At 69.8% G+C, this 23,905-nt stretch carries 19 protein-coding genes; 5 read left to right on the plus strand and 14 right to left on the minus strand.

What is annotated here, in order from left to right; genetic code table 11:
• Window positions 1-36 precede the first annotated feature (36 nt).
• The 14 genes from araA to MIAR_RS15510 form a co-directional block, all read right to left on the minus strand.
• Window positions 37-1,554, minus strand: coding sequence for an L-arabinose isomerase (gene araA, locus MIAR_RS15445; RefSeq protein ID WP_285637750.1), 1,518 nt, complete (start codon window positions 1,552-1,554; stop codon window positions 37-39).
• Window positions 1,555-1,565: 11 nt separating this feature from the next.
• Window positions 1,566-3,155 (minus strand): xylulokinase, encoded by a 1,590-nt coding sequence (locus MIAR_RS15450; protein ID WP_285637752.1) that lies wholly within the window; start codon window positions 3,153-3,155, stop codon window positions 1,566-1,568.
• Entirely contained in the window at window positions 3,152-3,886 is a 735-nt protein-coding gene (locus MIAR_RS15455; protein WP_285637754.1) for an L-ribulose-5-phosphate 4-epimerase, read from the minus strand. Before MIAR_RS15455 ends, MIAR_RS15450 begins: the two co-directional genes overlap by 4 nt.
• Window positions 3,887-3,991: 105 nt before the next feature.
• A complete protein-coding gene (locus tag MIAR_RS15460) occupies window positions 3,992-5,014 on the minus strand; it encodes a LacI family DNA-binding transcriptional regulator (protein WP_285637756.1) in 1,023 nt (340 codons plus the stop codon).
• A 103-nt stretch (window positions 5,015-5,117) separates the two neighbouring features.
• A complete protein-coding gene (locus MIAR_RS15465) occupies window positions 5,118-5,801 on the minus strand; it encodes a GntR family transcriptional regulator (RefSeq protein WP_285637758.1) in 684 nt (227 codons plus the stop codon).
• A gap of 100 nt (window positions 5,802-5,901) precedes the next feature.
• Complete coding sequence (locus tag MIAR_RS15470; protein WP_285637760.1) at window positions 5,902-8,571, minus strand: glycoside hydrolase family 127 protein; 2,670 nt, start codon at window positions 8,569-8,571, stop codon at window positions 5,902-5,904.
• Window positions 8,568-10,016, minus strand: a complete 1,449-nt coding sequence (locus MIAR_RS15475; protein WP_285637762.1) for an aminopeptidase P family protein — start codon at window positions 10,014-10,016, stop codon at window positions 8,568-8,570. Before MIAR_RS15475 ends, MIAR_RS15470 begins: the two co-directional genes overlap by 4 nt.
• Entirely contained in the window at window positions 10,013-11,296 is a 1,284-nt protein-coding gene (locus MIAR_RS15480) for an alpha/beta fold hydrolase (protein ID WP_285637764.1), read from the minus strand. Before MIAR_RS15480 ends, MIAR_RS15475 begins: the two co-directional genes overlap by 4 nt.
• Window positions 11,293-12,174 (minus strand): ATP-binding cassette domain-containing protein, encoded by an 882-nt coding sequence (locus MIAR_RS15485; RefSeq protein ID WP_285637766.1) that lies wholly within the window; start codon window positions 12,172-12,174, stop codon window positions 11,293-11,295. Before MIAR_RS15485 ends, MIAR_RS15480 begins: the two co-directional genes overlap by 4 nt.
• The gene (locus MIAR_RS15490; protein ID WP_285637768.1) at window positions 12,171-13,055 is read right to left on the minus strand and encodes an ABC transporter ATP-binding protein; all 885 of its coding nucleotides are present in this window, start codon (window positions 13,053-13,055) and stop codon (window positions 12,171-12,173) included. Before MIAR_RS15490 ends, MIAR_RS15485 begins: the two co-directional genes overlap by 4 nt.
• A complete protein-coding gene (locus MIAR_RS15495; protein ID WP_285637770.1) occupies window positions 13,052-14,050 on the minus strand; it encodes an ABC transporter permease in 999 nt (332 codons plus the stop codon). The genes MIAR_RS15490 and MIAR_RS15495 overlap by 4 nt, the downstream gene beginning before the upstream one ends.
• Window positions 14,047-15,015, minus strand: a complete 969-nt coding sequence (locus tag MIAR_RS15500) for an ABC transporter permease (RefSeq protein ID WP_285637772.1) — start codon at window positions 15,013-15,015, stop codon at window positions 14,047-14,049. The genes MIAR_RS15495 and MIAR_RS15500 overlap by 4 nt, the downstream gene beginning before the upstream one ends.
• Window positions 15,016-15,017: 2 nt before the next feature.
• Window positions 15,018-16,721: an ABC transporter substrate-binding protein gene (locus MIAR_RS15505; RefSeq protein WP_285637774.1), complete on the minus strand. Its 1,704-nt coding sequence runs from the start codon at window positions 16,719-16,721 to the stop codon at window positions 15,018-15,020.
• A 157-nt stretch (window positions 16,722-16,878) separates the two neighbouring features.
• Window positions 16,879-17,901, minus strand: coding sequence for a LacI family DNA-binding transcriptional regulator (locus MIAR_RS15510; RefSeq protein ID WP_285637776.1), 1,023 nt, complete (start codon window positions 17,899-17,901; stop codon window positions 16,879-16,881).
• Window positions 17,902-18,007: 106 nt separating this feature from the next.
• Here MIAR_RS15510 and MIAR_RS15515 point away from each other — a divergent pair, with 106 nt between their 5' ends.
• From MIAR_RS15515 to arfA, 5 genes are all read left to right on the plus strand, one after another.
• Window positions 18,008-19,054, plus strand: coding sequence for a LacI family DNA-binding transcriptional regulator (locus tag MIAR_RS15515; protein WP_285637778.1), 1,047 nt, complete (start codon window positions 18,008-18,010; stop codon window positions 19,052-19,054).
• An 82-nt stretch (window positions 19,055-19,136) separates the two neighbouring features.
• Window positions 19,137-20,471, plus strand: a complete 1,335-nt coding sequence (locus tag MIAR_RS15520) for an extracellular solute-binding protein (protein WP_285637780.1) — start codon at window positions 19,137-19,139, stop codon at window positions 20,469-20,471.
• Window positions 20,471-21,412, plus strand: a complete 942-nt coding sequence (locus MIAR_RS15525) for a carbohydrate ABC transporter permease (RefSeq protein ID WP_425561609.1) — start codon at window positions 20,471-20,473, stop codon at window positions 21,410-21,412. The genes MIAR_RS15520 and MIAR_RS15525 overlap by 1 nt, the downstream gene beginning before the upstream one ends.
• Window positions 21,412-22,329: a carbohydrate ABC transporter permease gene (locus MIAR_RS15530; RefSeq protein ID WP_285637784.1), complete on the plus strand. Its 918-nt coding sequence runs from the start codon at window positions 21,412-21,414 to the stop codon at window positions 22,327-22,329. The genes MIAR_RS15525 and MIAR_RS15530 overlap by 1 nt, the downstream gene beginning before the upstream one ends.
• A 28-nt stretch (window positions 22,330-22,357) precedes the next feature.
• Window positions 22,358-23,878 (plus strand): arabinosylfuranosidase ArfA, encoded by a 1,521-nt coding sequence (arfA, locus tag MIAR_RS15535; protein WP_285637786.1) that lies wholly within the window; start codon window positions 22,358-22,360, stop codon window positions 23,876-23,878.
• Window positions 23,879-23,905 lie beyond the last annotated feature (27 nt).

Here is a 23,905-nt window from a genome sequence, read left to right on the forward strand (position 1 = left end):
GGTCCGGAGCGCAGGGCGCGGGGTCAGGGCGCGGGGTCAGAACCCCTGCGCGAGGCGGTAGTACGCCTGGTTCCAGCGCACCGTCTTCTGGAACTCGGGCAGAGTGGTCGATCCGTCGATCACCAGGAGCTCGATCTGCGCCATCTCGGCGAAGTCGCGGAACGCCTCCAGACCGACGGCGGTCGACATCACGGTGTGGTGCGCGGCACCGGCGGTCAGCCAGGCCGCAGCGCTCGTGGTGAAGTCCGGAGCCGGCTTCCACACCGCACGACCCACGGGGAGCTTGGGCAGCGCCGCGCGCGGCTCGACGTTCTCGACCACGTTCGCGGTCAGGCGGAAGCGGTCGCGCATGTCGCTGAGCGCCACGACGACAGCGGGACCGGGGTCGGCGGTGAAGACCAGGCGCACCGGGTCGTCCTTGCCTCCGATGCCGAGCGGATGGATCTCCAGGGTCGGCTTGGCCGAGGTGAGGGAGGGCGAGACCTCGAGCATGTGCGCACCCAGGATCAGCTCATCGCCCGGGGTCATGTCGTAGGTGTAGTCCTCCATCAGGCTGGCGCCGCCGGGGAGGCCGGCGCCCATCACGTTGGCGACGCGCACCAGGATCGCGGTCTTCCAGTCGCCCTCGGCGCCGAAGCCGTAGCCCTCGGCCATCAGCCGCTGCACGGCGAGGCCCGGCAGCTGCTTCAGCTCACCGAGGTCCTCGAACGAGGTGGTGAAGGCGCCGAAGCCGCCCTCCTCCAGGAACGACCGCAGCCCGATCTCGATGGCCGCGCCGTCACGCAGTGACTGGTGCCGCTCTCCCCCGCGCCGCAGCTCGGGGACGACCTCGTACAGCTCCTCGTACTCGGCTACCAGAGCGTCGATGTCGGATTCGGACGCCGCCGCGACGGCATCCGCCAGCTCGTTCACGCCCCAGGTGTTCACCTGCACGCCCAGGCGCAGCTCGGCCTCGGTCTTGTCGCCCTCGGTGACGGCGACGAAGCGCATGTTGTCGCCGAAGCGCGCGAGCTTGAGGCTGCGCGAGGCCGCGAGGCCGGCCGCGGCCCGCTGCCAGGTGCCGAGCTCCTGGCGCACGCGCGGGTCGGACGCGTGCCCGACGATGGTCTTGCGCGGCACGTTCAGCCGGGTCTGGATGTAGCCGAACTCGCGGTCGCCGTGCGCGGCCTGGTTCAGGTTCATGAAGTCGAAGTCGATGTCGGCCCAGGGCAGCTCGACGTTCGCCTGGGTGTGCAGGTGGGCGAGCGGCTTCTGCAGGGCGTCCAGGCCGGCGATCCACATCTTGGCAGGGCTGAAGGTGTGCATCCACGCGACGACGCCGATCACGCTGTCGTCGGCGTTCGCCTCGAGCATGACCTTCTTGATGGCGGCGGAGTCGGTCAGCACGGGCTTCCACACGATGCGGACGGGCACCTCGGAGGCGCCGTCGAGCGCATCCGAGATGGCACGCGACTGATCTGCGACCTGCGCGAGCGTCTCGGGTCCGTACAGGTGCTGGCTGCCGGTGAGGAACCAGACCTGGTAGCCGTCGAGGGAGGTGGTGAGCTTGGGCATGGACGCAATCCTTAGATGGAGACTGTGGCGGCGGCCTCGATGGCCAGACCCGCGCGGTAGCGGTCGAGGTAGATGGTGAATCCGGCGACGTCGGCCGGGTCGGGGTCGATGACGGAGAGGGATGCCCCCGCGAAGACGTGCTGGTCGAGGTAGGCGTCCAGCGGCTGCTCGCCGGCCGCCGACAGGTAGGCGGCGAGCACCGCGATGCCCCACGCCCCACCCTCGGATGCCGTGTCGCCGACCGCCACGGGTGCGTCCAGCGCCCCCGCCAGGAAGCGCTGCGCGACACCGGCGGTGCGGAACATGCCGCCGTGGGCATACATCCGGTCGAGCGCGACGCCCTCGTCGGTCAGCACCTGCATGCCCAGTGCGAGCGTGCCGAACACGCCGTAGAGCTGGGCGCGCATGACGTTCGCCAGGGTGAAGCGACTGTGGGGCGTGCGCACGAACAGCGGACGCCCCGCGTCGAGGCCGACGAGGGGCTCGCCGGCGAGGTGGTTGTAGGCGAGCAGTCCGCCTGCATCCGCCTCGCCGTCCAGCGCCTCGCGGAAGAGCGTCTCGAAGACGGCATCCGACGATCCGCGGATGCCGGACGCCTCGGCGAACCGGGTGAACATGCCCACCCACGCCGCCAGTTCGCTGGCGCCGTTGTTGCAGTGCACCATGGCGACCGCGTCGCCGGCAGGAGTCGTCACCAGGTCGAGCTCGTGGTGCACCTCGGCCAGCGGATGCTCGAGCACGACCATCGCGAAGATGCTGGTGCCCGCGCTGACGTTGCCGGTGCGCGGTGCGACCGCGTTGGTCGCGACCATGCCGGTGCCCGCGTCGCCCTCCGGCGGGCAGAGCGGGATACCGGGCCGCAGTGCTCCGGTCGGGTCGAGCAGCGCGGCGCCCGCCGCGGTGAGGGACCCGGCGTCCTCCCCGGCGACGAGCACCTCGGGCAGCACGGAGCGCAGGTCGCCGCCGGCGCGCTCGTCGTAGCGGGCGATCATCGTCTGGTCGTAGTCGCGCGCGGAGGAGTCGATCGGGAACATGCCCGAGGCGTCGCCGATGCCCAGCACCCGGCGCCCGGTGAGCCGCCAGTGCACGTATCCGGCGAGTGTGGTGAGGAAGCGCACGTCCTCGGCGTGCGGCTCGGCGTCGAGCTGCGCCTGCCGCAGGTGCGCGACGGACCAGCGCAGCGGGATGTTCACGCCCAGCAGCTCGGTGAGCTCGGCTGCGGCCGGGCCCGTGTTGGTGTTGCGCCAGGTGCGGAACGCGGCGAGCAGATCGCCGGCCGCATCGAAGGCCAGGTAGCCGTGCATCATCGCGGAGACGCCGATGGCGCCGAACGTGTCGGGGCGCACGCCGTAGCGGTCGTGCACGTCGGCGATCAGGTCGGCGAACGCGGACTGCAGGCCGGTCCACACCTCGTCCAGGCTGTAGGTCCACAACCCGTCCTCCAGCCGGTTCTCCCAGGAGAACGAGCCGGTGGCGAGAACCTCGGCGGCGGAGGAGCCGATCAGGCAGGCCTTGATGCGGGTGGAGCCGAGCTCGATGCCCAGGCTGGTGCGGCCGGCGAGGATGTCCTCGCGACCCGGGTGTCCCGTCGAGGCGGTCATCGGCGTGCGTCCGCGCTCTGGCCGTACACGTTCTGATACCGGTTGTAGAGACTGTCGATGGCCTCCTGCGGGATGGGGATGAGCGGGCCGGCCTCGCGGGCGAGGTGCACGGTGCGGGCGACGTCCTCGACCATGACCGCGGCCTTCACGGCATCCTTCGCGTTCACGCCGATCGTGAACGGTCCGTGGTTCTGCATCAGCACCGCACGGGAGCGATGCCCGGTGAGGGTCTCGACGATCCCGCGACCGATCGAGTCGTCTCCGATGATCGCGAACGGTCCGATCGGGATGGGGCCGCCGAACTCGTCGGCCATCGCCGTGATCACGCATGGGATCTCCTCGCCGCGCGCCGCCCAGGCCACGGCGTAGTCGGAGTGCGTGTGCACGACGCCGCCCACCTCGGGCATGTGCCGGTACACGTAGGCGTGCGCGGCCGTGTCGCTCGAGGGCGAGCGGTCGCTGCCGGGAGTGCCCGGGATCACCTCGCCGTCCAGGTCGCAGAGGATCATGCTGTCCGGAGCCAGGTCGTCGTAGCTCACGCCGGAGGGCTTGATGACGAATAGGTCGGCGTTCGGATCATCGCCGACGCGGACGCGACCGGAGATGTTCCCCCCGGTCCACACCACGAGGCCGTAGCGGACGAGCTCTCCGTGCAGACGGGAGACGTCCTCGCGGACGGACTGGATCGCGGCCTGCAGCTCAGGGCTGAAGTCGGGGGCTTCCTTGCTCACGGGCACCTCATCGATCTGATGATCGGCCACTGTGACCGGTCACATCGCCCAGCATGACACCCTCGCGCGCCGCCGTCAACATCACGTGCGCGGCTCGCCGCGTCGTCAGGCGCGCGGAGGAGCGACCGAGTCGCGGCGCACCAGCACGGGGGCGACCGGGTCGAGGGCGGATGCCGCGGCACCCGCTTCTGCGATCACGACGGCGACGGCCCGGCGGGCCAGCTCCGCGAAGTCCTGCCGCACGGTCGTCAGCTGCGGCCAGTAATACGCGGCATCCGGGATGTCGTCGAAGCCGACCACGCTGATGTCGCGGGGCACCCGCACCCCGGCCTCGTGCAGCCCGCCGAGCAGACCGAGCGCCATCTGGTCGTTCGCGCAGAACACGGCGGTGACGCCGGCGTCGATGATCGCGACGGTCGCCGCATAGCCGGATGCCGCCGACCAGTCCCCCTCGATGACCGGACCCGGCTCCAGCCCGCGCGCCGCGAGCTCGGCGGCGAAGCCGTCGGCGCGCGACTCGGCCTCGAGCCAGTCCGCAGGACCCGCGAGATGCGCGATGCGGGTGTGCCCGGCGTCCGCCAGTTCGGCGACCGCGAGCCGGGCGCCCGCCGCCTGATCGACGGACAGGCCGCGTGCGCCGCGCCCCGAGGAGTGCAGGGTGACGATGGGCACGTCGATGTGCAGGGCGTTCAGCGCCTCGAGCGTGCGCGCGTGCGGGGCGACCACCACGATGCCGTCCATGCCCTGGGCGATCAGGTGGTCGACGGCGGCGACAACGGCATCCGCATCGGCCGCATCGGCGAACGCCGCGCTGACCCAGTACCCCGCGGCACGGGCGGACGCCTCGATCGCGGCGATGCTGCGTGAGGGGCCGTACTGCTCGGCGTTCGAGGCCAGCACGCCCAGGGTGCGCGATCGCCGGGTGCCCAGGGCCCGCGCGGCGTTGTTCATGCGGTAGCCGAGCTCGGCCATCGCCGACAGCACCCGCTCGCGGGTCTCCTCGGCGACCTCCGGATGCTCGTTCAGCACGCGCGACACCGTCTGCCGGGAGACCCCGGCGAGCGCGGCGACGTCGCGCACGCCGACGGCACGCGTGCGCTCTGCGGGCGGGGAGCTCGACGGGGTCACGCCGAAGAGTGTACGTCGCCGAGCGCCTCGTCGTCCGCCGGGTGAGGGCCGTGCTTCGGCATGACCCCGTCCCGGACACCGGCGGCGGGCGCGGTGAGGCGACTCACTCGCGCCCCGGCGGCGCGCCCGACCAGTCCGTGAGGACGTGCTCGATGTGCTTGTGCACCAGGCGCCGCGCCAGAGAGGCGTCTCGGGCCTCGATCGCGTCGATCATCGCGTGGTGCTCCGATGCCGAATCCCTCAGCTGACCGCGTTGGAGCAGCGCGCTCAGTCCGAACAGCCGGGTCTGCGACCGCAACGAGGTGATCAGGTCGATGAGCCGCGCGTTGCCCGCGTAGCGCAGCAGAGCCAGATGGAAGTCGCTGTCGGCGTTGAGGTAGCGGACCAGGTCGCCCTCCTCCGCACCGGCGACGATGTCGTCGGCCTGCGCGCGCAGCGCGGGGAAGTCCTCCTCCGGTATCAGCGGGGTGGCACGCTCGATCGCCGGCGGCTCGAGGAACAACCGCAGATCGGTCACCTCGCGCAGGTCGTCGGCTGACACCTCGGTGACCCGGAAGCCCCGGTTGGGCACCGCGATCACCAGCCCCTCGCGCACGAGGTCGAGCATCGCCTCGCGGACCGGGGTAGCCGAGACGCCGAACTGGTCACCCAGGCTGGGCGCCGAGTACACCTGGCCCGGCTGCATGTCACCGCTGATGATGGCGGATCGCAGGGCGCGCTTGACCGTGTCCCGGATGCTGGGCTGCCGGTCCAGCCGCACGACGCTACGCAGCTCGGGAACGCTCATGGCGATCTCATTCCTTCCGTCCTGGGCGGCTCTCCGATCCGCTGGGTTCGATCCTCGCACGCCGTCCACCCGGATGGCTGGCAGCTGGTCCTGCGCCGGTTCAGCCCCTCTCCACGCTCGACCTCGCCGGAAGCACCAGACGTCTCAGCGGCTCCTCGTTTCCCGCACGGTCGGATGCCGCGAACTCGATGACCTGCTCGCGGTCGGTGAGCGTGCGCACGAACGCCTCCTGGAACGTCGCCCAGAAGGTCCCCTCGCCCTGCCAGTGGATCTGCTCCACGCCGGACACGTCGTCCTCGGCCACCAGCAGTATCTCCACGCTCGCACCGAGGTCGGTGACCCGAGCCTGCGTCACCGGCGGCCGGGTGTCGATGTGCAGCACGCGGGTAGCCGTGCCCGTGCGTCCTCCGGCGATCGCCCGGGCCTGCACGACGACCTCCCCTTCGACATCCACGCGGAGGGGCCCGTCGTACCGCTGCCACCGCCCGTCACCGATGCGTACGTCGATCCGCGCCTGCGCGCCGTCCCAGGTGGCGGCGCGCAGCAGGACGGTCGGCGCCTGCAGGTGCCAGCCCGATGCCGCGGCGGGTTCGGCGGTGCGGATCTCGACCGCCGGAGCGGCCGGCTCATCCACTCGGATGCTGTCGCGCGCGGCATCCAGCGACGCGACCGCGGAGCCGTCACCGTCGCCGAACGCGATGACGGCGGCGCGCGCGGCGTGCAGGACGGTGTGCGCCTCGGCGCCTCCGAGCAGTCCGTCCCGGAGCCCGTCGCGCACCGCGGTGACGACGCGCTCGGCGAACTCCGTCACAGTGACCGGCCCGGGACCGGCCCAGACATCGTCGAGCAGTGTGCTGCCGTCCTCCCGCTGCCGCGCCGGAACCTCCGTCTGCACGCCGGCGAAGCCGACCGCGGCATCCGCCACCCGCACGTACATGTGGTACCGCGCATCGGCCCCCGTCCACGACGGCACGAAGCGGATACCGTCCACGGTCACTCCGCCGTCGCGAAGCGCCTGTGCGGGGTCAGCGTCGCTGACGAGCGAGCCGTCTGGATGGCGGGCCGCTGCGATCGCGAGCTCGAGGGCGGTGGTGCTGTCGGAGCGCGCCACCAGCACGTGCGGCCCGTAGCGCAGGTGCACCAGGTGCGGGTCGTCGACAGCGGGGACGGCACGCAGAGCGGTGGGGAGCTCCAGCGTCAGCGCCTCTCCTCGGCGCCAGGTCCGGCGCACTGAGGCGTACCCGTTCCGCACGTCCAAGGCGAGCGGCCGGCCCGCCACTGTCGCGCGCGGTTCGCCCTCCACCCAGTCGGGGATGCGCAGGTGCACGGTCAGCGCCAGCGGGCCACCGGTGGGCTCGACGCGAACGCGCACGGTGGAGGCGAACGGATGCTCCTGCTCCAGAACGACGCGCACCCCGCGCTCGGTCCAGTCCAGCTCGGCCGGCGTGTACTGGGTGACCCACAGGTCGCCGTCCTCCCCGCGGAGGAATATGCTCGCCTGCTGCGTCACGTGGTTCTCCAGGCCGGTCCCGCCGCAGCACGTGCCGATGTTGTCGTACTCGGGCAGCGCGCCAGGGTGCACGGGGAACATGTAGGTGACCTCGGGGCTGACGTCCGAGTCGACGTCGCGCCGCGAACCGAGGATGTGGTTGCTCAGTGCCCGGTCGATGTAGTCCGTGTACCTGGGGTCGAGGGTGTGCGCGAACAGCCTGCGAGACAGCTTGACGAGGTTGTACGTCGCGCAGGTCTCGGCATTGCGCCGCCCGATGTCACGCGCGACCGACCCGGCGGGACCCCAGAGCTCGCTCTCGCCGGTGCCGCCGTGCGGGTACATCCGGCCCGGCACGACCTGACCCCAGACGCCCTGTGCTGCGTCCAGGTACTCACGATCACCCGTGGCCTCATACTCGTCCACGTATCCGATCAGCTGCGGCAGATGCTGATTGGCGTGCATGCCGTCGAGGATGTCGAGGCCGGAGCGGCCGGCGTCGATCAACTCCCTCTGGTCGAACAGCCGCGCCGTGTCGAGGAACTCGGGCTCCCCGGTGACGGCGGCCAGCCGCGCCAGCGTCTCGTTCATCCCGCCGAACTCACCGGCGATGTACAGCGACCACATCCGCTGCAGCTGTGCGGCATCCAGTCTGCGCAGCCGGGACCCGACCCAGCGTGCCATGCCGGTCACGATCTCCAGCGCCTGCGTGCTGCCGGCCAGTTCGTATGCGTCGAGCAGGCCGGCCATGATCTTGTGGCAGGTGTAGTACGGCGCCCAGATCTCGCCGTACGGCGCGTACTGCTCCAGTCGCGAGAACTGCCATTCGCCGTAGGCGGCGAGGAAGCCCGGATGCGAGTACCGTCCGCTGGCGGCCAGCGCCGCCTGGACCTCGGCGAGACCGGCGACGAACTCGTCGACCTTGCCGCGCAGTCCGGCATCCGCCTCACCCGCCGCCGCCAGCGAGAGCATGGAGAGGAAGTGACCGGCGTAGTGCCCCCGCAGCAGGTTGGCGGTGTGCGCCGCCTCCCGGCCCGGATAGTCATGTTCGCTCCATGGCTGCTCGTCCGGGTGACCGAAGCCCTCCCAGGCCCCGGGCGGCTCCGCGCCGCGCACGTCCAGCCCGGCGTTGGCGCGGAACACCGCCAGCAGCCGGTCGACGGGGTACGCGCGGGCCAGATGCAGCATCTGCCGACGGGAGCGGGCGAACATCCCGTCCTCCCCGATCCGTACATCGCCGAGCGGGAACGGGCGCAGCCGCGGTGCGGAGACTGCGCTCATGCCGCGGTCCCGAGTCGCTCCCGCACCCACCGCTCGACGCCGTCCGCGTCGATCGGCAGCGCCTCGGAGAGCACCTCCGAGCCGTGCGGCGTGACCAGCACGTCGTCTTCCAGACGCACCCCGACACCGCGCAGCTCGGGCGGCACGGTGAGGTCGTGGGCGTGGAAGTACAGTCCGGGCTCCACCGTCATCACCACTCCGGCCTGCAGCGGTGCGCCCATGTAGTCCTCGTAGTGGGCCTGGCTGCAGTCGTGCACATCCAGCCCGAGGTGGTGCCCGATGCCGCACGCGAGGTAACGGCGGTGCTGCTGCCCGTGCGGGGAGAGCGCCTCGTCCACGGAGACCGGCAGCAGCCCCCAGTCGTGCAGGCCGCCGGCGATCACCTCCATCGCAGCGAAGTGGAAGTCCAGGTACTCGACGCCGGGACGGATCTGCTCCAGCCCGGCGCGGTGGGCGCGCTCGACCAGGTCGTGCACGGCTCGCTGGGCGGGCGAGAAGGCCCCGGAGGCCGGGATGGTGCGCGTGACGTCGGCCGTGTACAGCGAGCGTGCTTCGACTCCCATGTCCAGCAGCAGGGCCGCGTCCGGCAGCACGTCGCCATCGCAGCGGACCCAGTGCAGGATGGGCGCGTGCGGGCCCGATCCGACGATGGTGGAGTAGCCCGGCCCATTGCCGAACGTGCGGGCGTGCCGGTCGAAGGTGCCCTGCAGCCAGCGCTCCCCGAGACCCTCTGCGATGGCTCGCGGAACCTCCCGGGCGACGGCGTCGAAGCCCCCGACGGTGGCGTCCACGGCCGAGCGGAGCTGCCCGATCTCCCAGTCGTCCTTCATCATTCGCAGGATCGACACCGACCGTTCCAGCTCGGCGGACAGTTCGGCGTCCACCTCGTGAGCCAGGTCGGTCGCCGACCGGGCGGCGTGCGCGCCGCGCAACTCGCTGCGCCGGCCCTTCAGCGCGCTCAGCGGCTCCACCGTGATCTGCAGCGCCACTGCCCACTCCGCAAGGCCCGCGGATGGCCCGACCCAGAGCTCGCCGTGGGCGGCATCCGAGAAGAAGCCCGAGTCACCCGGGCGGAACGGCTCGGGGATGTAGAGCACGGCGTCGTGTCCCCCCGGCCGCGCGGACATCACCAGGACCGCCCCCTCGGCCTGGCATCCGGTGAGCCAGACGAAGCCGCTGTCGGCACGGAACGCATACTGCGCGTCGTCGTTGCGAGTGGGAGCGGTGCCTGCGGCGAAGAGCAGGGTGCGTCCCGGATGAGAGGCACTGAGACGAGCACGGTGGGAGGCCGCCGCCTCGGCAGTGCCCGGCTCCACATCGGGCAGGACGGTCTGCTCCTGCCAGCCCTGGCCGATCATGTCCGTGAAGGCGGGCACCTCTGCCAGGCGGGGGTAGCGGGTTCCGGCGTAGGGCGGGCGGACCGAGGTCCGAGGTCCGACTGTCATCTGTGTTCTCCTCCACGATCGCGTACTCGTTCGCGCAGCGCCGAGAGCACCCGGCCGGAGCCGATGCCGTCGTGCTCGAACTCGTTGGTCACCCAGTACTGCGCGTTGCCGATGCCGGACAGGGTCTCCAGCTGCAGCCCCGCATCGACGTACATGTCATCGAAGTAGACGGCGGCTGCCAGCGGCACCTCATTCGCCGCAAGACGCTCCCGGTCGTACAGTGGGCTCCACTCGACCTGTTCCGCGAGCACGTGCACGGCGTCGCGGAAGCCTCGCAGAAGACGCACCTCGTCGAACATCCATGGGAAGGCCATCTCCCCGGTGAACAGCAGCGGCCGACGGCCGGTGTCGAACTCGGGACGCCGATCGCGCTCCCGCTGCGCGGCCCATCCGGTCGGCCCGCTCTCCTGGTCGCCGTAGATGGACTCCTGCAGGGTCCAGAACAGCGGGTTCCCCGCGCTCGAGCTTCGGGCGAGCACCTCCGCGAGGAAGCCCTCGGAGAGTCGACCGGGGCGAGCGAACGCCTTCTCGACCAACCAGTGCATGCGCTCGTGCCCGGGCTTCATGCCGAGATCGATTCCCAGTGACTGGAAACGATGCACCGTGAGCGCATCGCCGTCGGGCAGCCGCACGTCGCCTTCGGCCAGCCGGTCGGCTATCCGCGCGACCGCCTCGGCGTCTTCCGGGAATCTGCGGTACAGCTCGGCGGTCTTCGCCGCCACCCGATCGAAGGTGCGGGCGTACACATCGGCCGCGCGGGGCGGGACGCCGGGGATTCCACCCGCGACATAGCAGGCGGCGAGTGCCTCCGGCGCCTGCGACAGATAGGTCAGCGTGAGGAAGCCGCCGTAGCTCTGCGCAAGGGTCGCCCAGCGCCGGCCGCCATACAGCGCCGTACGCACATGCTCGAGGTCGCGCACGATCGAGTCGGCGCGGTGCAGTGAGAGCAGGCGGGCCCCGGCCGCCCCGTCGAGGTCTGAGAAGTCAGCCGACTCCAGCGGACTGCTGCCTCCGGTGCCGCGCTGGTCGACGAGCACGACCCGGTAGTCGCGCAGCGCCTCGTCGATCCATCCGTCCCGCAGCAGGGGCCGCGGATTGGCACCGCCCGGGCCGCCCTGCAGGTACGTCATCAGCGGCAGGTCATCGCCGGCCCGCTCCGGATCCACGAGCTCCCTGACGAGCAGGCTGACGGTCCCGGCGCCCGGATCCGCCCAGTCCAGGGGTACGTCCAGTCGCTGCTCGCGTACCGCGATCCCCGGCAGGTGGTACGAGACCGTCATCGACCCTCCTCCTCGGCCGCGGTCGCGATGGACCCGGCACGTCGCGCCTGCTGAGCCTCGCGCCGGCGTCGATCCCACTCCGGGTCGATGCGCGGCACGGCCTGCAGCAGGGTCTTGGTGTAGTCGTCCTGCGGGTGGTCGAACACGACGTCCCGCGGCCCGGTCTCCACGATCCGGCCCTGATGCATCACTGCGACCCGGGTCGCGATCTGGCGCACCACGGCGAGATCGTGCGCGATGAACAGGTAGCCGAAACCCTCATCCGCCTGCAGCTCCCGCAGCAGGTTGATCACCTGGGCCTGCACCGACACGTCCAGAGCGGACACCGCTTCGTCGCAGATCACCAGCCGGGGGCCGGCCGCCAGCGCCCTGGCGATGCCGATGCGCTGCGCCTGGCCGCCGGAGAACTGGGAGGGGTAGCGCTCGCTGTGGTCGGGGTTCAGGCCGACACGGGCCATCAGATCACGGGCGAACGCACGGGCGCCGCCCGGGATCTTCCGCTTCTGGTACACGAGCGGTGCGGTCACCAGACGCTCCACGCTGTGCTTCGGGTTCAGCGACGAGTACGGGTCCTGGAAGATCACCTGCACGGCGCTGCGGAAGTCGCGCAGGTCGGAGCCCTTCAGATGCGTGACGTCCTGTCCCTCGAACTCGACGGTGCCACTGGTGACGTCGACGAGCCGGGCCGCCAGGCGCGCGGTCGTGGATTTACCCGATCCGGACTCGCCGACCAGGGCGAGCGTCTCGCCGCGGCGCACCTCCAGGGTGACGTCGTCGACTGCGCGGAACACCGTGCGCTGCTTGAAGATCCCCCGCGAACGCGAGTACTCCTTCACCAGCCCGGTGCCCCGGAACAGCGGAGCCGATTCGGTGCTCATGGTCGCTCCTCCGTCGTGGTCGTGCGCGTCGATCCGGGGACCACGATCACGTCGGTGGTCCGCAGCTCACCGATCTCGTCATCGATGCGCGGCACGGCATCCAGCAGACGCTGCGTGTAGTCGGCCTGCGGATCGCAGAAGATCTGCTCCGCAGCACCCTGCTCCACCATCTCGCCGTTGCGCATCACGACGATGTGATCGGTGACCTCGCTGACCACCGCCAGGTCGTGTGTGATCAGCATCAGTCCGGCTCCGGTCTCCTCGCGGATCTCATCGAGCAGATCGAGGATCTGCGCCTGCACGGTGACGTCCAGCGCGGTGGTCGGTTCGTCGGCGATGATCAGGTCGGGTTCCATGCTCAGTGCCATCGCGATCATGATGCGCTGCCTCATGCCACCGGAGAACTGATGCGGGTAGTGGTCGACGCGCTCGGCGGCGTCACGGATCCGCACTCGGTCCATGGCTTCGATGGCGACCTTGCGCGCTTCCCGACGGCTGACACCCGGGCGATGCGCCCGATAGGCCTCGGCGATCTGCACCCCCACCTTGTAGTACGGGTTCAGCGAGGAGAGCGGGTCCTGGAAGATCATCGCGATGCGGTCGCCCCGCACGTCGCGCATCACCCGGTCCGGCAGTCCGATGAGCTCGCGGCCGTCGAAGACGATCGACCCGGTCGCGGTTCCGCCCTTCGGCAGCAGCCCCATGACGGCCAGGCTGGTCATCGACTTGCCTGATCCGGATTCGCCGACGATGCCGACCGCACCGCCGCGCGGGACGTCGAAGCCGAGGCCGCGCACGACCGAGGTGGTGCCGTTGGCGGTCGGGAAGCCGATGGTCAGATCGCGCACCGACAGCAGCGGGGTCCTGGCGTTCCCGGTCATTGCGCACCTCCTGTCCGCACCCGAGGATCGATCACCGAGTAGAGCAGGTCGACGACCAGGATGCCCACGATGACGAACACGGCCGACAGCAGCGTGACCGCCATGATCACAGGCTGGTCGTTCGCGGCGATCGAGTCGGCGGTGAGCTTGCCCACGCCGTTGAGGCCGAACACCTTCTCGGTGATCAGTGCACCGCCCAGCAGTCCCGCCAGGTCGAGTCCGAAGATGGTCACGATCGGGGTCAGAGCCGGACGCAATGCGTGACGCCGCCACACCAGCGCGGGAGCGAGGCCCTTCGCCCTGGCCGTGCGCACGAAGTTCTCCTGCAGCGTCTCGATGACGTTGGCGCGGGTGAGCCGTGTGTAGGTGGCTGCGTATCCCGCCGCCAGCACGACCCATGGCATCAGGAAGTTCAGGAACCATCGGCCGGGGTCGTCCGTGAACGAGACCGCCTGCGGGAAGGGCAGCCAGCCCAGGGCGACCACGAGCACGAACTGCAGCACGAGAGCGAGCACGTAGTTCGGGATCGACATCGCCGTGAGGGTGAGACCTGCGAAGAAGCGGTCGACGAACGCGCCCTCCTTCGCGGCGCTGAGCACGCCGGTGACGAGTCCCGCCAGCACCCACAGCACGGCCGCCCCCAGGGCGATGGTCACCGAGATCGGCAGTCGCTGCACGATCATGTCACCGACCAGCTGGCTGGTCTGGAAGGAGTAGCCCAGACACGGAGCCGCGCAGTCCACGGGCGCGCCGGCGACCATGAAGGTGCGCCCGGTGAACAGCCCGCCGACGTAGGTGAAGAACTGCGTCCAGAACGGCTGGTCCAACCCGAGGTTCGTGCGGATCTGATCGATCAGCTCCGGTGTGCAGTTCTTGCCGCAGATCTGAGCGGCCGGGTCCGGCGAGAGCAGGAAGAAGATCGCGTAGGTGAACAGCGTCACCAGGAACAGCACGACGACCATGCCGAGCACGCGGCCGGTGATGTAACGGATCATGCGCGCGTCTCCCCGCTGACCAGGATCGCCCGCACGCGGTCCCCGAGCGTGACGAAGGACAGCACCAGCAGGAACAGGAACGCGCCGGGGAAGACGAAGTACATCGGGTCGACCGCGTACCACGGCGCCGCGGAGGCGATCATCTGCCCCCAGGACGGCGTGGGGGGCACGACCCCGACGCCGAGGAAGGAGAGGCCCGCCTCTGTGCCGACGTAGCCGGGTACCGCGAGAGCTGCCATGACGAGGATCGTCGAGGTGATGTTGGGCAGGATCTCCCGGAAGATGATTCGCGCGGAGCCTGCGCCGGACGCCTTCGCCGCCTCGACGAACTCCCGCTCTTTGATGGAGAGCGTCTGGCCGCGCACGATGCGTGCGAGGTAGGGCCAGCCGAACAGCGAGATCACCACGACGAGCAGCACGATCCTGTTGTCGGAGGGGAGCGCCGAGAGAATGGCGATCATGAAGATCAACGCGGGGAAGGCCATCATGAACTCCATGACGCGGGAGATGATCGTGTCGATGATGCCGCCGAAGTAGCCGGCCAGCATGCCGAGCACGGTGCCGATCACGGTGGTGATGACGGTGGCCGACAGCGCGACGGCCATCGACACCTGCGCTCCGTACGCGATGCGGACGAAGATGTCCCGGCCACTGCCGGGCTCGACGCCGAACCAGTGCTCGGCACTGATGCCGCCGGCGGGTCCGATCGGGATCGCGCCCATGTTCGGGTCGATGGCTCCCTGATCGAACTCGTACGGCCCCCACCCCGTGATCCGGGCGAGCAGCGGGGCGGCCAGCGCCATCAGGATGATCAGGACGATGTAGGCGGAGGACAGCACCGCCGCCCAGTCCTTGACGAATGCGTGCACGAGCCGGCGGCCGGAGGTGGGTGCCGATTCCGAGAGGGACTCGGAATCGGCACCCGGTGCGGCCTCGATCTCGAGCGAACTCGAGGTGAGGGTCATGGTCAGCCCTTCGACGGGTCCTTCAGACCGACGATGGTGAGGTCGGTCATGTTGGTGCTGGGGTGGTACCCCGCGATATTGGTGCCGGGCAGGAACAGACCCTTCTCCCACACCAGCGGCGCGATGGGCGACAGCTCCAGGATCTGCTTGTCCAGATCGCCCCACGCCTTCTTGGCCGCATCGGTGTCGGTCATCGTCATGATCTCGTCGATGCGCGCGTTGACCGCCGGGTCGTTGAGCTGCGAGAGGTTGTTGTTGCCCTTCTCGGTGACCTTGCGGCCGTCGAACAGCGGCGGGATGAACGTGCTGGCGCTGGAGGCCCAGTCCGGGCACCATCCGGTGATGGCGGCATCGTGCTGCTGAGCCGGGGTGCCGATGGTCTCGTAGTACACCGAGGTGTCGATGACGTTCAGCTTGACGGTGATGCCGGCGCGCTTGAGCGACTCCTGCACAGCCTCGGCCTGCGCCTGCATGGCCGGCTGCGAGCGGATGTCCATGGTGAAGGTGAAGCCGTCGGGCAGGCCGGCCTTGGCGAGCAGCTCCTTCGCCTTCTCCGGGTCGCCCTTCCCGTCCTTGCTCTTCCAGAGGTCGAAGTCGGCGTGACCGCTGACGGCCGGCGGGATGATCGTGGTGGCGACGTCCGCCAGCTGCGTACCACCGCTGGCGTTCTGGACGGCCGAACGGTCGAGCGCCCAGTTCACGGCCTGACGCGTCTCGACCTTGTCGAACGGCGGCTTGGTCGTGTTCATGCCCAGGTAGGTGGTGCAGAACGCCGGCGCGCTGATCACGCGCGCCTTCAGCTGCGGGGTCTGCAGGCGCGGCAGGGTCGCGGCGCTGATCTTGCCGGCGATCGCGTCGGCGTCATCCCCCTGACCGGAGATCATGCGCTCGTCGATGGTCGCGGGGTCGATGCCGAGGTTGACCTGCCAGGCATCCGGATAGGCCTTGCGCACGTCGTCGGTCTTCGAGTCCCAGTACTTGTTGCGCTCGAGCTTGATGACGCTGCCCGGTGTGTACGAGGCGAGGGTGTACGGACCGGAGGCGATCACGTCCTTGATGAAGGAGTCTCCTCCGCCGGAGCCCTTCGGGAAGGGCACCGCGTTCGGCTGGGCGAGAACGTTGTCGAACTCGGGGAACGGCTGCTTCAGGTGGAAGACGATGGTCTTGGCGTCCGGGGTCTCGATGGTCGGGATGTCACCGGAGACGTACGGACCCTGGTAGTCGCCGGGCGCGTCGATGACCGCCTTCAGGTAGGGCGATCCGATGCCGATCTGGGGGTCCCAGGCGCGGGAGATCCCGAACTTGACCTCGGCGGACGTGATCGGGGTGCCGTCGTCGAACTTGAGGTCGTCCTTGAGCTTGTAGGTCCACGTCAGGCCGTCATCCGACGGTGTGCCGAGGGACTCGGCCAGGTCGGGGACGATGGCGTTCGGGTCCTTGGCGTCACCGGCGTTCTGCATGGTCAGGCCGCGGTACAGCAGCCGGTAGAACGCGTTCACGCCACCGTCCCAGCCGCGGGCCGGGTCGAGGTAGGAGAAGTCCGCGTTCTGCAGCATGTACACCGTGCCACCCTTCTTCGGGGTGGCAGCGGACGAACTGCCGGCCTGGTCTGCCGATTCGGGGCCGTTCCCGCTGCATCCGGACAGCAGCAGCACTGCTGTCACACCGACGGCGAGGATGCCTGTGATTCTCTTCCTGGCGGTCATCGGACCGATCCCTTCTCTGCTCCGTTGCATAGATGCCCTAAGGCACAGCGCATGACACTGCAATGTAAAACCTTACTGAGCGATGATGTTAGCGAGAACAGAACGCGAGCGCAACGATCGAGTCGTCACGGACCGCCCCGGATGCTGAGCCCCGCGGTTACCCGAGGACGGCTGAGGTCGACGCTCGGACGACCAGCTCGGGGCGGATCAGCTCCCGGTGACCGGGCTGGCCTCCGTCGATCGCGGTGAGCAGTTCTCGGATGACCAGACGGCCCAACGCCGTGAAGTCCTGGCGCACAGTGGTCAGTGGTGGCGTGTAATGGCGGGCGTCGGGCACATCGTCGAACCCCACCACGCTGACATCGTCGGGCACACGGATGCCCCGCTCCGCAAGGGCGTGCAGCAGACCGAGCGCCATCTGGTCGTTCGCCGCGAACACCGCCGTCGCGCCGTCCAGCCGGAGCGCGCGCCCCACCAGGTACCCGGACTCGGATGACCAGTCCCCCACCACCGGGTCCGGAGCGTCCAGACCGGCATCCTCCAGCGCGTCCCGCCAGGCTGCGGTGCGGGCGCGGGCGTCGAACCAGTCCGGAGGCCCGGCCAGATGGAGTATCCGGCGGTGGCCGAGTTCGATCAGATGCCCGACGGCCAGTCGGGCTCCCGCGCGCTGGTCCACCGACACGGTGTGCAGCAGCGCATCGGCCTCCTCTTTCACGACCAGAGTCGGCAGCGCGGCGGCGTGCTGACGCACAGCCTGCAGCGAGGACTCGCGCGGCGCGATCACGCACAGGGCGTCGACGCCTTCGGTGACCAGATCGAGGATTCCCTCCCGGATGCCCGCCGTCCGCCCCTCCAGTGACAGCGCGCTCACTGCGTACCCGTTCTCTCGGGCAGCGGCCTCGACCGCGCGCAGCGTGCTGCTCGGTCCGTACTGCCCGGGATTGTCCACGATCGCGCCGATGCGCAGGGAGCGGCGGCGCACAAGCGCCCGGGCGATCGAGCTGGGCGCGTAATTGAGCTCGGCGATGGCATCCGTGACGCGACGGCGCGTGGACTCGCGGATGTTGGGATGGTGGTTCAGCACCCGGGACACGGTCATGTGCGAGACACCGGCGCGCTCGGCGACGTCGTAGATGCTCGGCCGCGACGCATCAGCGGATGCCGCTGAACCGCTCCTCACGTGTAGCCTCCTCGCCGTCATGATCGCAGACCATGCCAGGCTACCCGCCTGGAACGCGGCGGCCTCCTCCGAACACACGGCCCCGCCCCGCACTAGGCTGACCCGCATGACGCCGCCGACTCCGCACCGCGCGACGATGAAGGATGTCGCCGCCCTCGCCGGGGTCTCGCCCAAGACGGTCTCGAACGTCGTCACGGGCGCGTTCACGGTCAGCGAGGAGAAGCGCGACAAGGTCGAGCGGGCGATGCGGCAGCTCGACTTCGTACCGAACCTCAGCGCCCGGGGCATGCGCACCGGCCGGTCGGGCACGATCGCGGTCGCCCTTCCGGACCTGGCCACCGCGTACTCGGCCGAGCTGGTGCACAGCCTGGTCGCCGCGGCCCATCAGCGCGGGCTCGCCGTGCAGTTCGAGGAGACGGCGCTCTCCCCCGAGCGCGAGGGCGAGCTGCTCGCACGCGCACGCACGCGCCAGGTGGACGGCCTCATCCTCAACCCGGTGCGACTGGAGGACAGCGCGATCCCCCTGGCGGACGACCTCCCGCCGCTCGTGGTGATCGGCGAGGTGGAGCAGAGCCGGGCGGACCACGTCGGCATCGACAGCCGGCTGGCGGCGGCCGATGCGACCCGGCACGTGATCGCCCAGGGTGCGCGGCGGATCGCCGTGATCGGCGGGGCGACCGGCCAGAGCACCGCCACCGCCACCAGCCGCCTGCGTCTGCAGGGCGTGCACGATGCGCTGCAGGAGGCGGGGATCCCCCGCGATCCTGCGCTCGAGGCGGATCGGCTGCCGTGGTCGATGGTGAGCGGCGCCGACGCGATGCAGGAGCTGCTGGACAGGCGGGTCGTCTTCGACGCCGTGGTCGCCTTCACCGACTCGCTGGCGTTCGGCGCCCTCCACACGCTGGCTGCGCACGGCATCCGCGTTCCAGACGACGTGCTGCTGACCGGCTTCGACGACGTGGAGCTCTCCGCGTTCACCACCCCGTCGCTCACCACGATCGCGTTCGATCGGGACGCGCTGGCGAGCGCAGCGCTCTCGCTGCTGACGGCGCGCATGGACGATCGCACGATGCCTCCCCGGGCCGTGACGCTGCCGCACCGGCTGCACCCCCGGGGCAGCACCGCGGGCAGCCCCGGCGGATACCGTCCCTGACGCCTCCGAGAATCGCGCGCAGAGGCTCTTGCGCATTGATTACCACGATGTAATGATGGTGCCGTTCACGAAGGAGTGATTCATGACACCCCCGCTAGATCTCTCTCGAAGGCAGTTCCTCACCGCCGCCTCCCTCACCGCCGGCGCCGCCCTCCTGGCCGGCTGCGCGCCTGGCACGGCATCCGGCTCCACCACCCAGACGCTGCAGTTCTGGCATCTGCTCTCCGGCGGCGACGGGGTGACCATGTCCCAGCTGCTGGACGGCGTCAACAAGGCGCAGAGCGCCTATCGCATCCGCCCCACCGTGCTCGCCTGGGGCACCCCGTACTACACGAAGCTCGCCATGGCGGGCGCGGGCGGACGCGCCCCCGACGTCGCGATCATGCACGCCACGCGCGTGCCCGGCTGGGCGCCGGGCGGGCTGCTCGACGACTGGGATCTGGACCGCCTGGCCGAGCTCGGCGTGGACGAGTCCACCTTCCCCGAGCCGATCTGGAAGAAGGGCATCGTCGGCGGCAAGCGGTTCAGCATCGCGCTGGACGCCCACCCCTTCGTGCTCATGTACAACACCGACATCTGCGACGCCGCAGGCGAGCTCGACTCCGACGGGCAGCTGAAGAAGACCTCCTCCCCCGAGGAGTTCGTCGATCAGCTGCGCGCGGTCGGCGGTTCGGCGAAGGGTCACGCGCTCTCGTACGGCTACCTCGGCGACGGCGCCCAGATGTGGCGGCTGTTCTACGGGCTCTATGCCCAGCACGGGCTGGCGATCGAGCTGCCGACCGGCGGGCAGATGATCATCGACAAGGATGCCGCGGTCGAGACGCTCGCGTTCATGAGGACCCTGCTCGACGGCGAGATCGCCGCCGCGCAGAACGACTACGGCACCGCGGTCGCCGAGTTCGCGACGGGCAGGAGCGGGATGCTGATGACCGGCGTCTGGGAGCTGCGCACCATGCAGAACGCGAAGCTCCCCTTCGACGCGACGATGATCCCCACCCTCTACGGGACTCCCGCCGCCTACGCGGACTCGCACTCCTTCGTGCTCCCCCATCAGGCGCACGCCGACGAGCACCGCCGCGACCTGACATACCGGTTCGTCTCCGACATGCTCAAGGGCTCGTTCGGCTGGGCCGAGGCGGGCCACATCCCGGCCTACCTGCCCGTCACGGAATCCCCCGACTACGCGAAACTGCTCCCCCAGGCGCACTACGCCGACGCCGCGCAGCACGTGGTGTACGACCCCGAGGCCTGGTTCACCGGATCCGGATCGAACTTCCAGGGCGAGTTCGGGGCGGCCGTGCAGGGCGTGCTGCTCAGCGGCGACGACCCCGGCGCCGCGATCGACCGGTTCATCCGGCGCGTGAACACCCTGCTCGCCCAGCCGAATCCCGCCGACCCCGAAGGGAAGTGGAAGTGATGACCACCACAGCCAGCACCCGCGCGGTCGTCACCGGCCGCAGGAGCTCCGACCCGTTCCGTCCGGCGGGTCCGCGGCGGCGCGAGCAGCTCGTCAGCTGGGCGTTCCTCGCCCCGTTCCTCATCGCGTTCGCACTCTTCCTGGTCTGGCCGATCCTGCACGGCATCTACCTGAGCTTCACCGACCAGTCGCTCACCGGCGCCGGCGGAGACCTGGTGGGCTTCGCCAACTACGCCGAGGCGCTGGGCGACCCGGTCATGTGGCAGTCGCTGTGGAACACCGTGTGGTTCACGCTGCTCTCGACCGTGCCGCTCGTGGCGCTCTCGCTGATCATGGCGGCGCTCGTCGACCGCGGCCTGCCGGGCCAGTGGCTGTGGCGGCTGTCGTTCTTCATGCCGTACCTGCTGGCCTCCACGGTCATCTCGCAGATCTGGGTGTGGATCTTCAACCCGCAGATCGGCGCCGCCAACAACATCCTCAAGGCCCTCGGCCTGCAGCCGCTCGCCTGGCTGCAGAACCCCGACACCAACATGCTCTCGATCGTGATCGCCACGGTCTGGTGGACCGTCGGCTTCAACTTCCTGCTGTACCTGGCCGCGATGCAGAACATCCCGCCGCAGCAGTACGAGGCGGCGTCGCTGGACGGCGCGGGAGCCTGGCGCCAGTTCTGGTCGATCACGCTGCCGCAGCTGGGCCCGGCCACCGTGCTGATCCTGATCCTGCAGATCCTGGCATCCCTGAAGCTGTTCGACCAGGCGTACCAGATGCTCGGCGGCGTCGCGAGCGACACCACCCGCTCGATCGTGCAGTACATCTTCGAGTCCGGTTTCGTGAACTACCGGTTCGGCTACTCGGCCGCCATCTCCTATGTGTTCTTCGCTCTGATCATCATCATCGGCGTCGCCCAGGCCCTCGTGACCCGCCGCAGGAAGGTGCAGTGATGTCCACCGCAACGCTCTCCCCGACCGAGGCCGTCGTCGTCCCGTCGGGACGCTCCGCACGCTCCCGCCGTCCGCGCCTGCCCGGCCAGAAGCCGTTCGCGCCGTTGCGGGTGGTGGCCTTCGTCATCCTCGCGCTGCTCGCGATCGGCTGGCTGCTGCCGTTCCTGTGGGCGGTGGCGACCGGATTCAAGACCGAGACGGATGCCGCCTCCGGCGACCCGTCCTGGATCGGCGCGTCCGGCCCCACCCTCGACGCGTTCGGCGCGATCCTGTCGCAGGGGAACGTGTACCTGTGGGCGTGGAACAGCCTGCTCACCTCGGTGACCATCACCGTGATCACGGTCGCGATCTCGGCACTGGCGGCCTACGCCTTCTCGCGGCTCGACTTCCGCGGCCGGAAGTGGCTGTTCGCCGCCATCATCGCCGCGATCGTCGTGCCGCCGCAGGTGCTGATCATCCCGCTGTTCTACGAGATGCTCGCGTTCAACCTGGTCGACACCTACTGGGGGCTGATCCTGCCGCAGGTGGTCGCGCCGGCGATGGTGTTCATCCTGAAGAAGTTCTTCGACGCCGTGCCGATCGAGCTCGAGGACGCCGCCCGCGTGGACGGTGCGAGCCGGCTGCGCGTGTTCTGGTCGATCATCCTGCCGCTGTCGCGGCCGATCCTGGCATCCGTCGCGATCTTCGTCTTCATCGGCGCGTGGAACAACTTCCTCTGGCCGTTCCTGGTCATCAACGACACCACGCTGATGACCCTTCCGGTCGGGCTTCAGACCGTGATCAGCGCGTACGGCGTGCAGTACGCGCAGGTCATGGCGCAGGCCGTGCTGGCCGCCCTGCCGCTGATCGTCGTCTTCCTCGTCTTCCAGAAGCAGATCGTCAAGGGAGTCGCGACCAGCGGCTTCGGCGGTCAGTAGCATCCACCCACCCCTCACAAGGAGAGCAATGTCTTCGTCCCGCATCACCATCGACCGCGAGTTCACGATCGCCGACGTCCCGCGACGCCTGTTCGGGTCGTTCGTCGAGCACATGGGGCGCTGCGTCTACACGGGCATCTTCGAGCCGGGGCATCCGCAGGCCGACGAACGCGGCTTCCGCCGTGACGTGCTCGAGCTGGTGCGCGAGATGGGACCGACGGTGGTGCGCTACCCCGGCGGCAACTTCGTCTCGGGCTACCGCTGGGAGGACGGAGTCGGACCGGTCGCCGACCGTCCGGTGCGCATCGACGGCGCGTGGCACACGATCGAGACGAACGCCTTCGGCCTGCACGAGTTCGTCGACTGGGCCCGGGACGCGGATGTCGAGGTGATGGAGGCCATCAACCTCGGCACGCGCGGGGTGGAGGAGGCCCGAGCGCTGGTGGAGTACGCCAACCACCCCGGCGGCACGTACTGGTCGGACCTGCGGCGCGCGAACGGCGCCGCCGACCCCTTCGACATCAAGCTGTGGTGCCTGGGCAACGAGCTGGACGGCCCGTGGCAGATCGGCCACAAGACCGCGCACGAGTACGGCCGGCTCGCGCAGGAGACCGCGAAGGCGATGAAGCTCGTCGACGACTCGATCGAGCTCGTCGCCGTGGGCTCGTCGAGCCGCGGGATGCCCACGTTCGGCACCTGGGAGCACACCGTGCTGACGCACGCCTACGACGAGGTGGACTACATCTCGATGCACGCCTACTACCAGGAGCACGACGGCGACGCGGAGTCGTTCCTGGCCGAGGCGGTGGAGATGGATGCCTTCATCGACGGCGTCGTGTCGACGATCGACGCGGTGAAGGCCGCGGGCAAGCACACCAAGCAGGTGGACATCTCGTTCGACGAATGGAACGTCTGGTACCAGTCGGGGCTCGACACCGAGGATCAGCCGCATCAGGTGTCGAAGACGTGGCGCGAGCACCCCCGCCTGATCGAGGACACATACTCCGTGACGGATGCCGTGGTCGTCGGCACCTTCCTGAACAGCCTGCTGCGGCACGGCGACCGCGTGCGGATCGCCAACCAGGCGCAGCTGGTGAACGTGATCGCTCCGATCCGCTCCGAGGAGGGCGGCGCCGCGTGGCGGCAGACCAGCTTCTGGCCGTTCGAGCGCATGGCCCGGCTCGCCCGCGGCCGCATCCTGCGCCTCGCGGTGTCGGCGTCGCAGATCGCGACCAGGCGCTACGGCGATGTCGACTCGGTCGACGCGGCGGCGACCTGGGACGAGGAGTCCGGCCGCGTCGTGGTGTTCGTCGCGAACCGTTCGCTCAGGGACGCGAACGACCTGACCGTGGACCTGCGCGGCTTCGGGGACCTGCGGGTGCTGAAGGCCGAGACGCTCACGATCCCCGACGGCGGTGATCGGCATACGGCGAACCTGGAGGCGACTCCGGATGCCGTGCACATGGTGCCGCTGCAGGCCGATGTCGTCGACGGCGCGGTGCGCGCGGCGCTGCCGGCGCTGTCGTGGTCGGTGATCGAGCTGGGCTGATCCCGCTCGAGTCTTCGAGCACAGAAG

Source organism: Microbacterium arabinogalactanolyticum (assembly GCF_030268005.1).
Taxonomy (GTDB): domain Bacteria; phylum Actinomycetota; class Actinomycetes; order Actinomycetales; family Microbacteriaceae; genus Microbacterium; species Microbacterium arabinogalactanolyticum.

Bases quoted from the DNA above. Each gene is read 5' to 3' on its own strand.
- MIAR_RS15525 (WP_425561609.1), top strand. From the start codon at position 20,471: ATGACCACCACAGCCAGCACCCGCGCGGTCGTCACCGGCCGCAGGAGC.
- MIAR_RS15480 (WP_285637764.1), bottom strand. From the start codon at position 11,296: ATGACGGTCTCGTACCACCTGCCGGGGATCGCGGTACGCGAGCAGCGA.
- arfA (WP_285637786.1), top strand. From the start codon at position 22,358: ATGTCTTCGTCCCGCATCACCATCGACCGCGAGTTCACGATCGCCGAC.
- MIAR_RS15515 (WP_285637778.1), top strand. From the start codon at position 18,008: ATGACGCCGCCGACTCCGCACCGCGCGACGATGAAGGATGTCGCCGCC.
- MIAR_RS15475 (WP_285637762.1), bottom strand. From the start codon at position 10,016: ATGACAGTCGGACCTCGGACCTCGGTCCGCCCGCCCTACGCCGGAACC.
- MIAR_RS15520 (WP_285637780.1), top strand. From the start codon at position 19,137: ATGACACCCCCGCTAGATCTCTCTCGAAGGCAGTTCCTCACCGCCGCC.
- MIAR_RS15500 (WP_285637772.1), bottom strand. From the start codon at position 15,015: ATGACCCTCACCTCGAGTTCGCTCGAGATCGAGGCCGCACCGGGTGCC.
- MIAR_RS15495 (WP_285637770.1), bottom strand. From the start codon at position 14,050: ATGATCCGTTACATCACCGGCCGCGTGCTCGGCATGGTCGTCGTGCTG.
- MIAR_RS15470 (WP_285637760.1), bottom strand. From the start codon at position 8,571: ATGAGCGCAGTCTCCGCACCGCGGCTGCGCCCGTTCCCGCTCGGCGAT.
- MIAR_RS15485 (WP_285637766.1), bottom strand. From the start codon at position 12,174: ATGAGCACCGAATCGGCTCCGCTGTTCCGGGGCACCGGGCTGGTGAAG.
- araA (WP_285637750.1), bottom strand. From the start codon at position 1,554: ATGCCCAAGCTCACCACCTCCCTCGACGGCTACCAGGTCTGGTTCCTC.
- MIAR_RS15530 (WP_285637784.1), top strand. From the start codon at position 21,412: ATGTCCACCGCAACGCTCTCCCCGACCGAGGCCGTCGTCGTCCCGTCG.
- MIAR_RS15450 (WP_285637752.1), bottom strand. From the start codon at position 3,155: ATGACCGCCTCGACGGGACACCCGGGTCGCGAGGACATCCTCGCCGGC.
- MIAR_RS15490 (WP_285637768.1), bottom strand. From the start codon at position 13,055: ATGACCGGGAACGCCAGGACCCCGCTGCTGTCGGTGCGCGATCTGACC.
- MIAR_RS15505 (WP_285637774.1), bottom strand. From the start codon at position 16,721: ATGACCGCCAGGAAGAGAATCACAGGCATCCTCGCCGTCGGTGTGACA.
- MIAR_RS15465 (WP_285637758.1), bottom strand. From the start codon at position 5,801: ATGAGCGTTCCCGAGCTGCGTAGCGTCGTGCGGCTGGACCGGCAGCCC.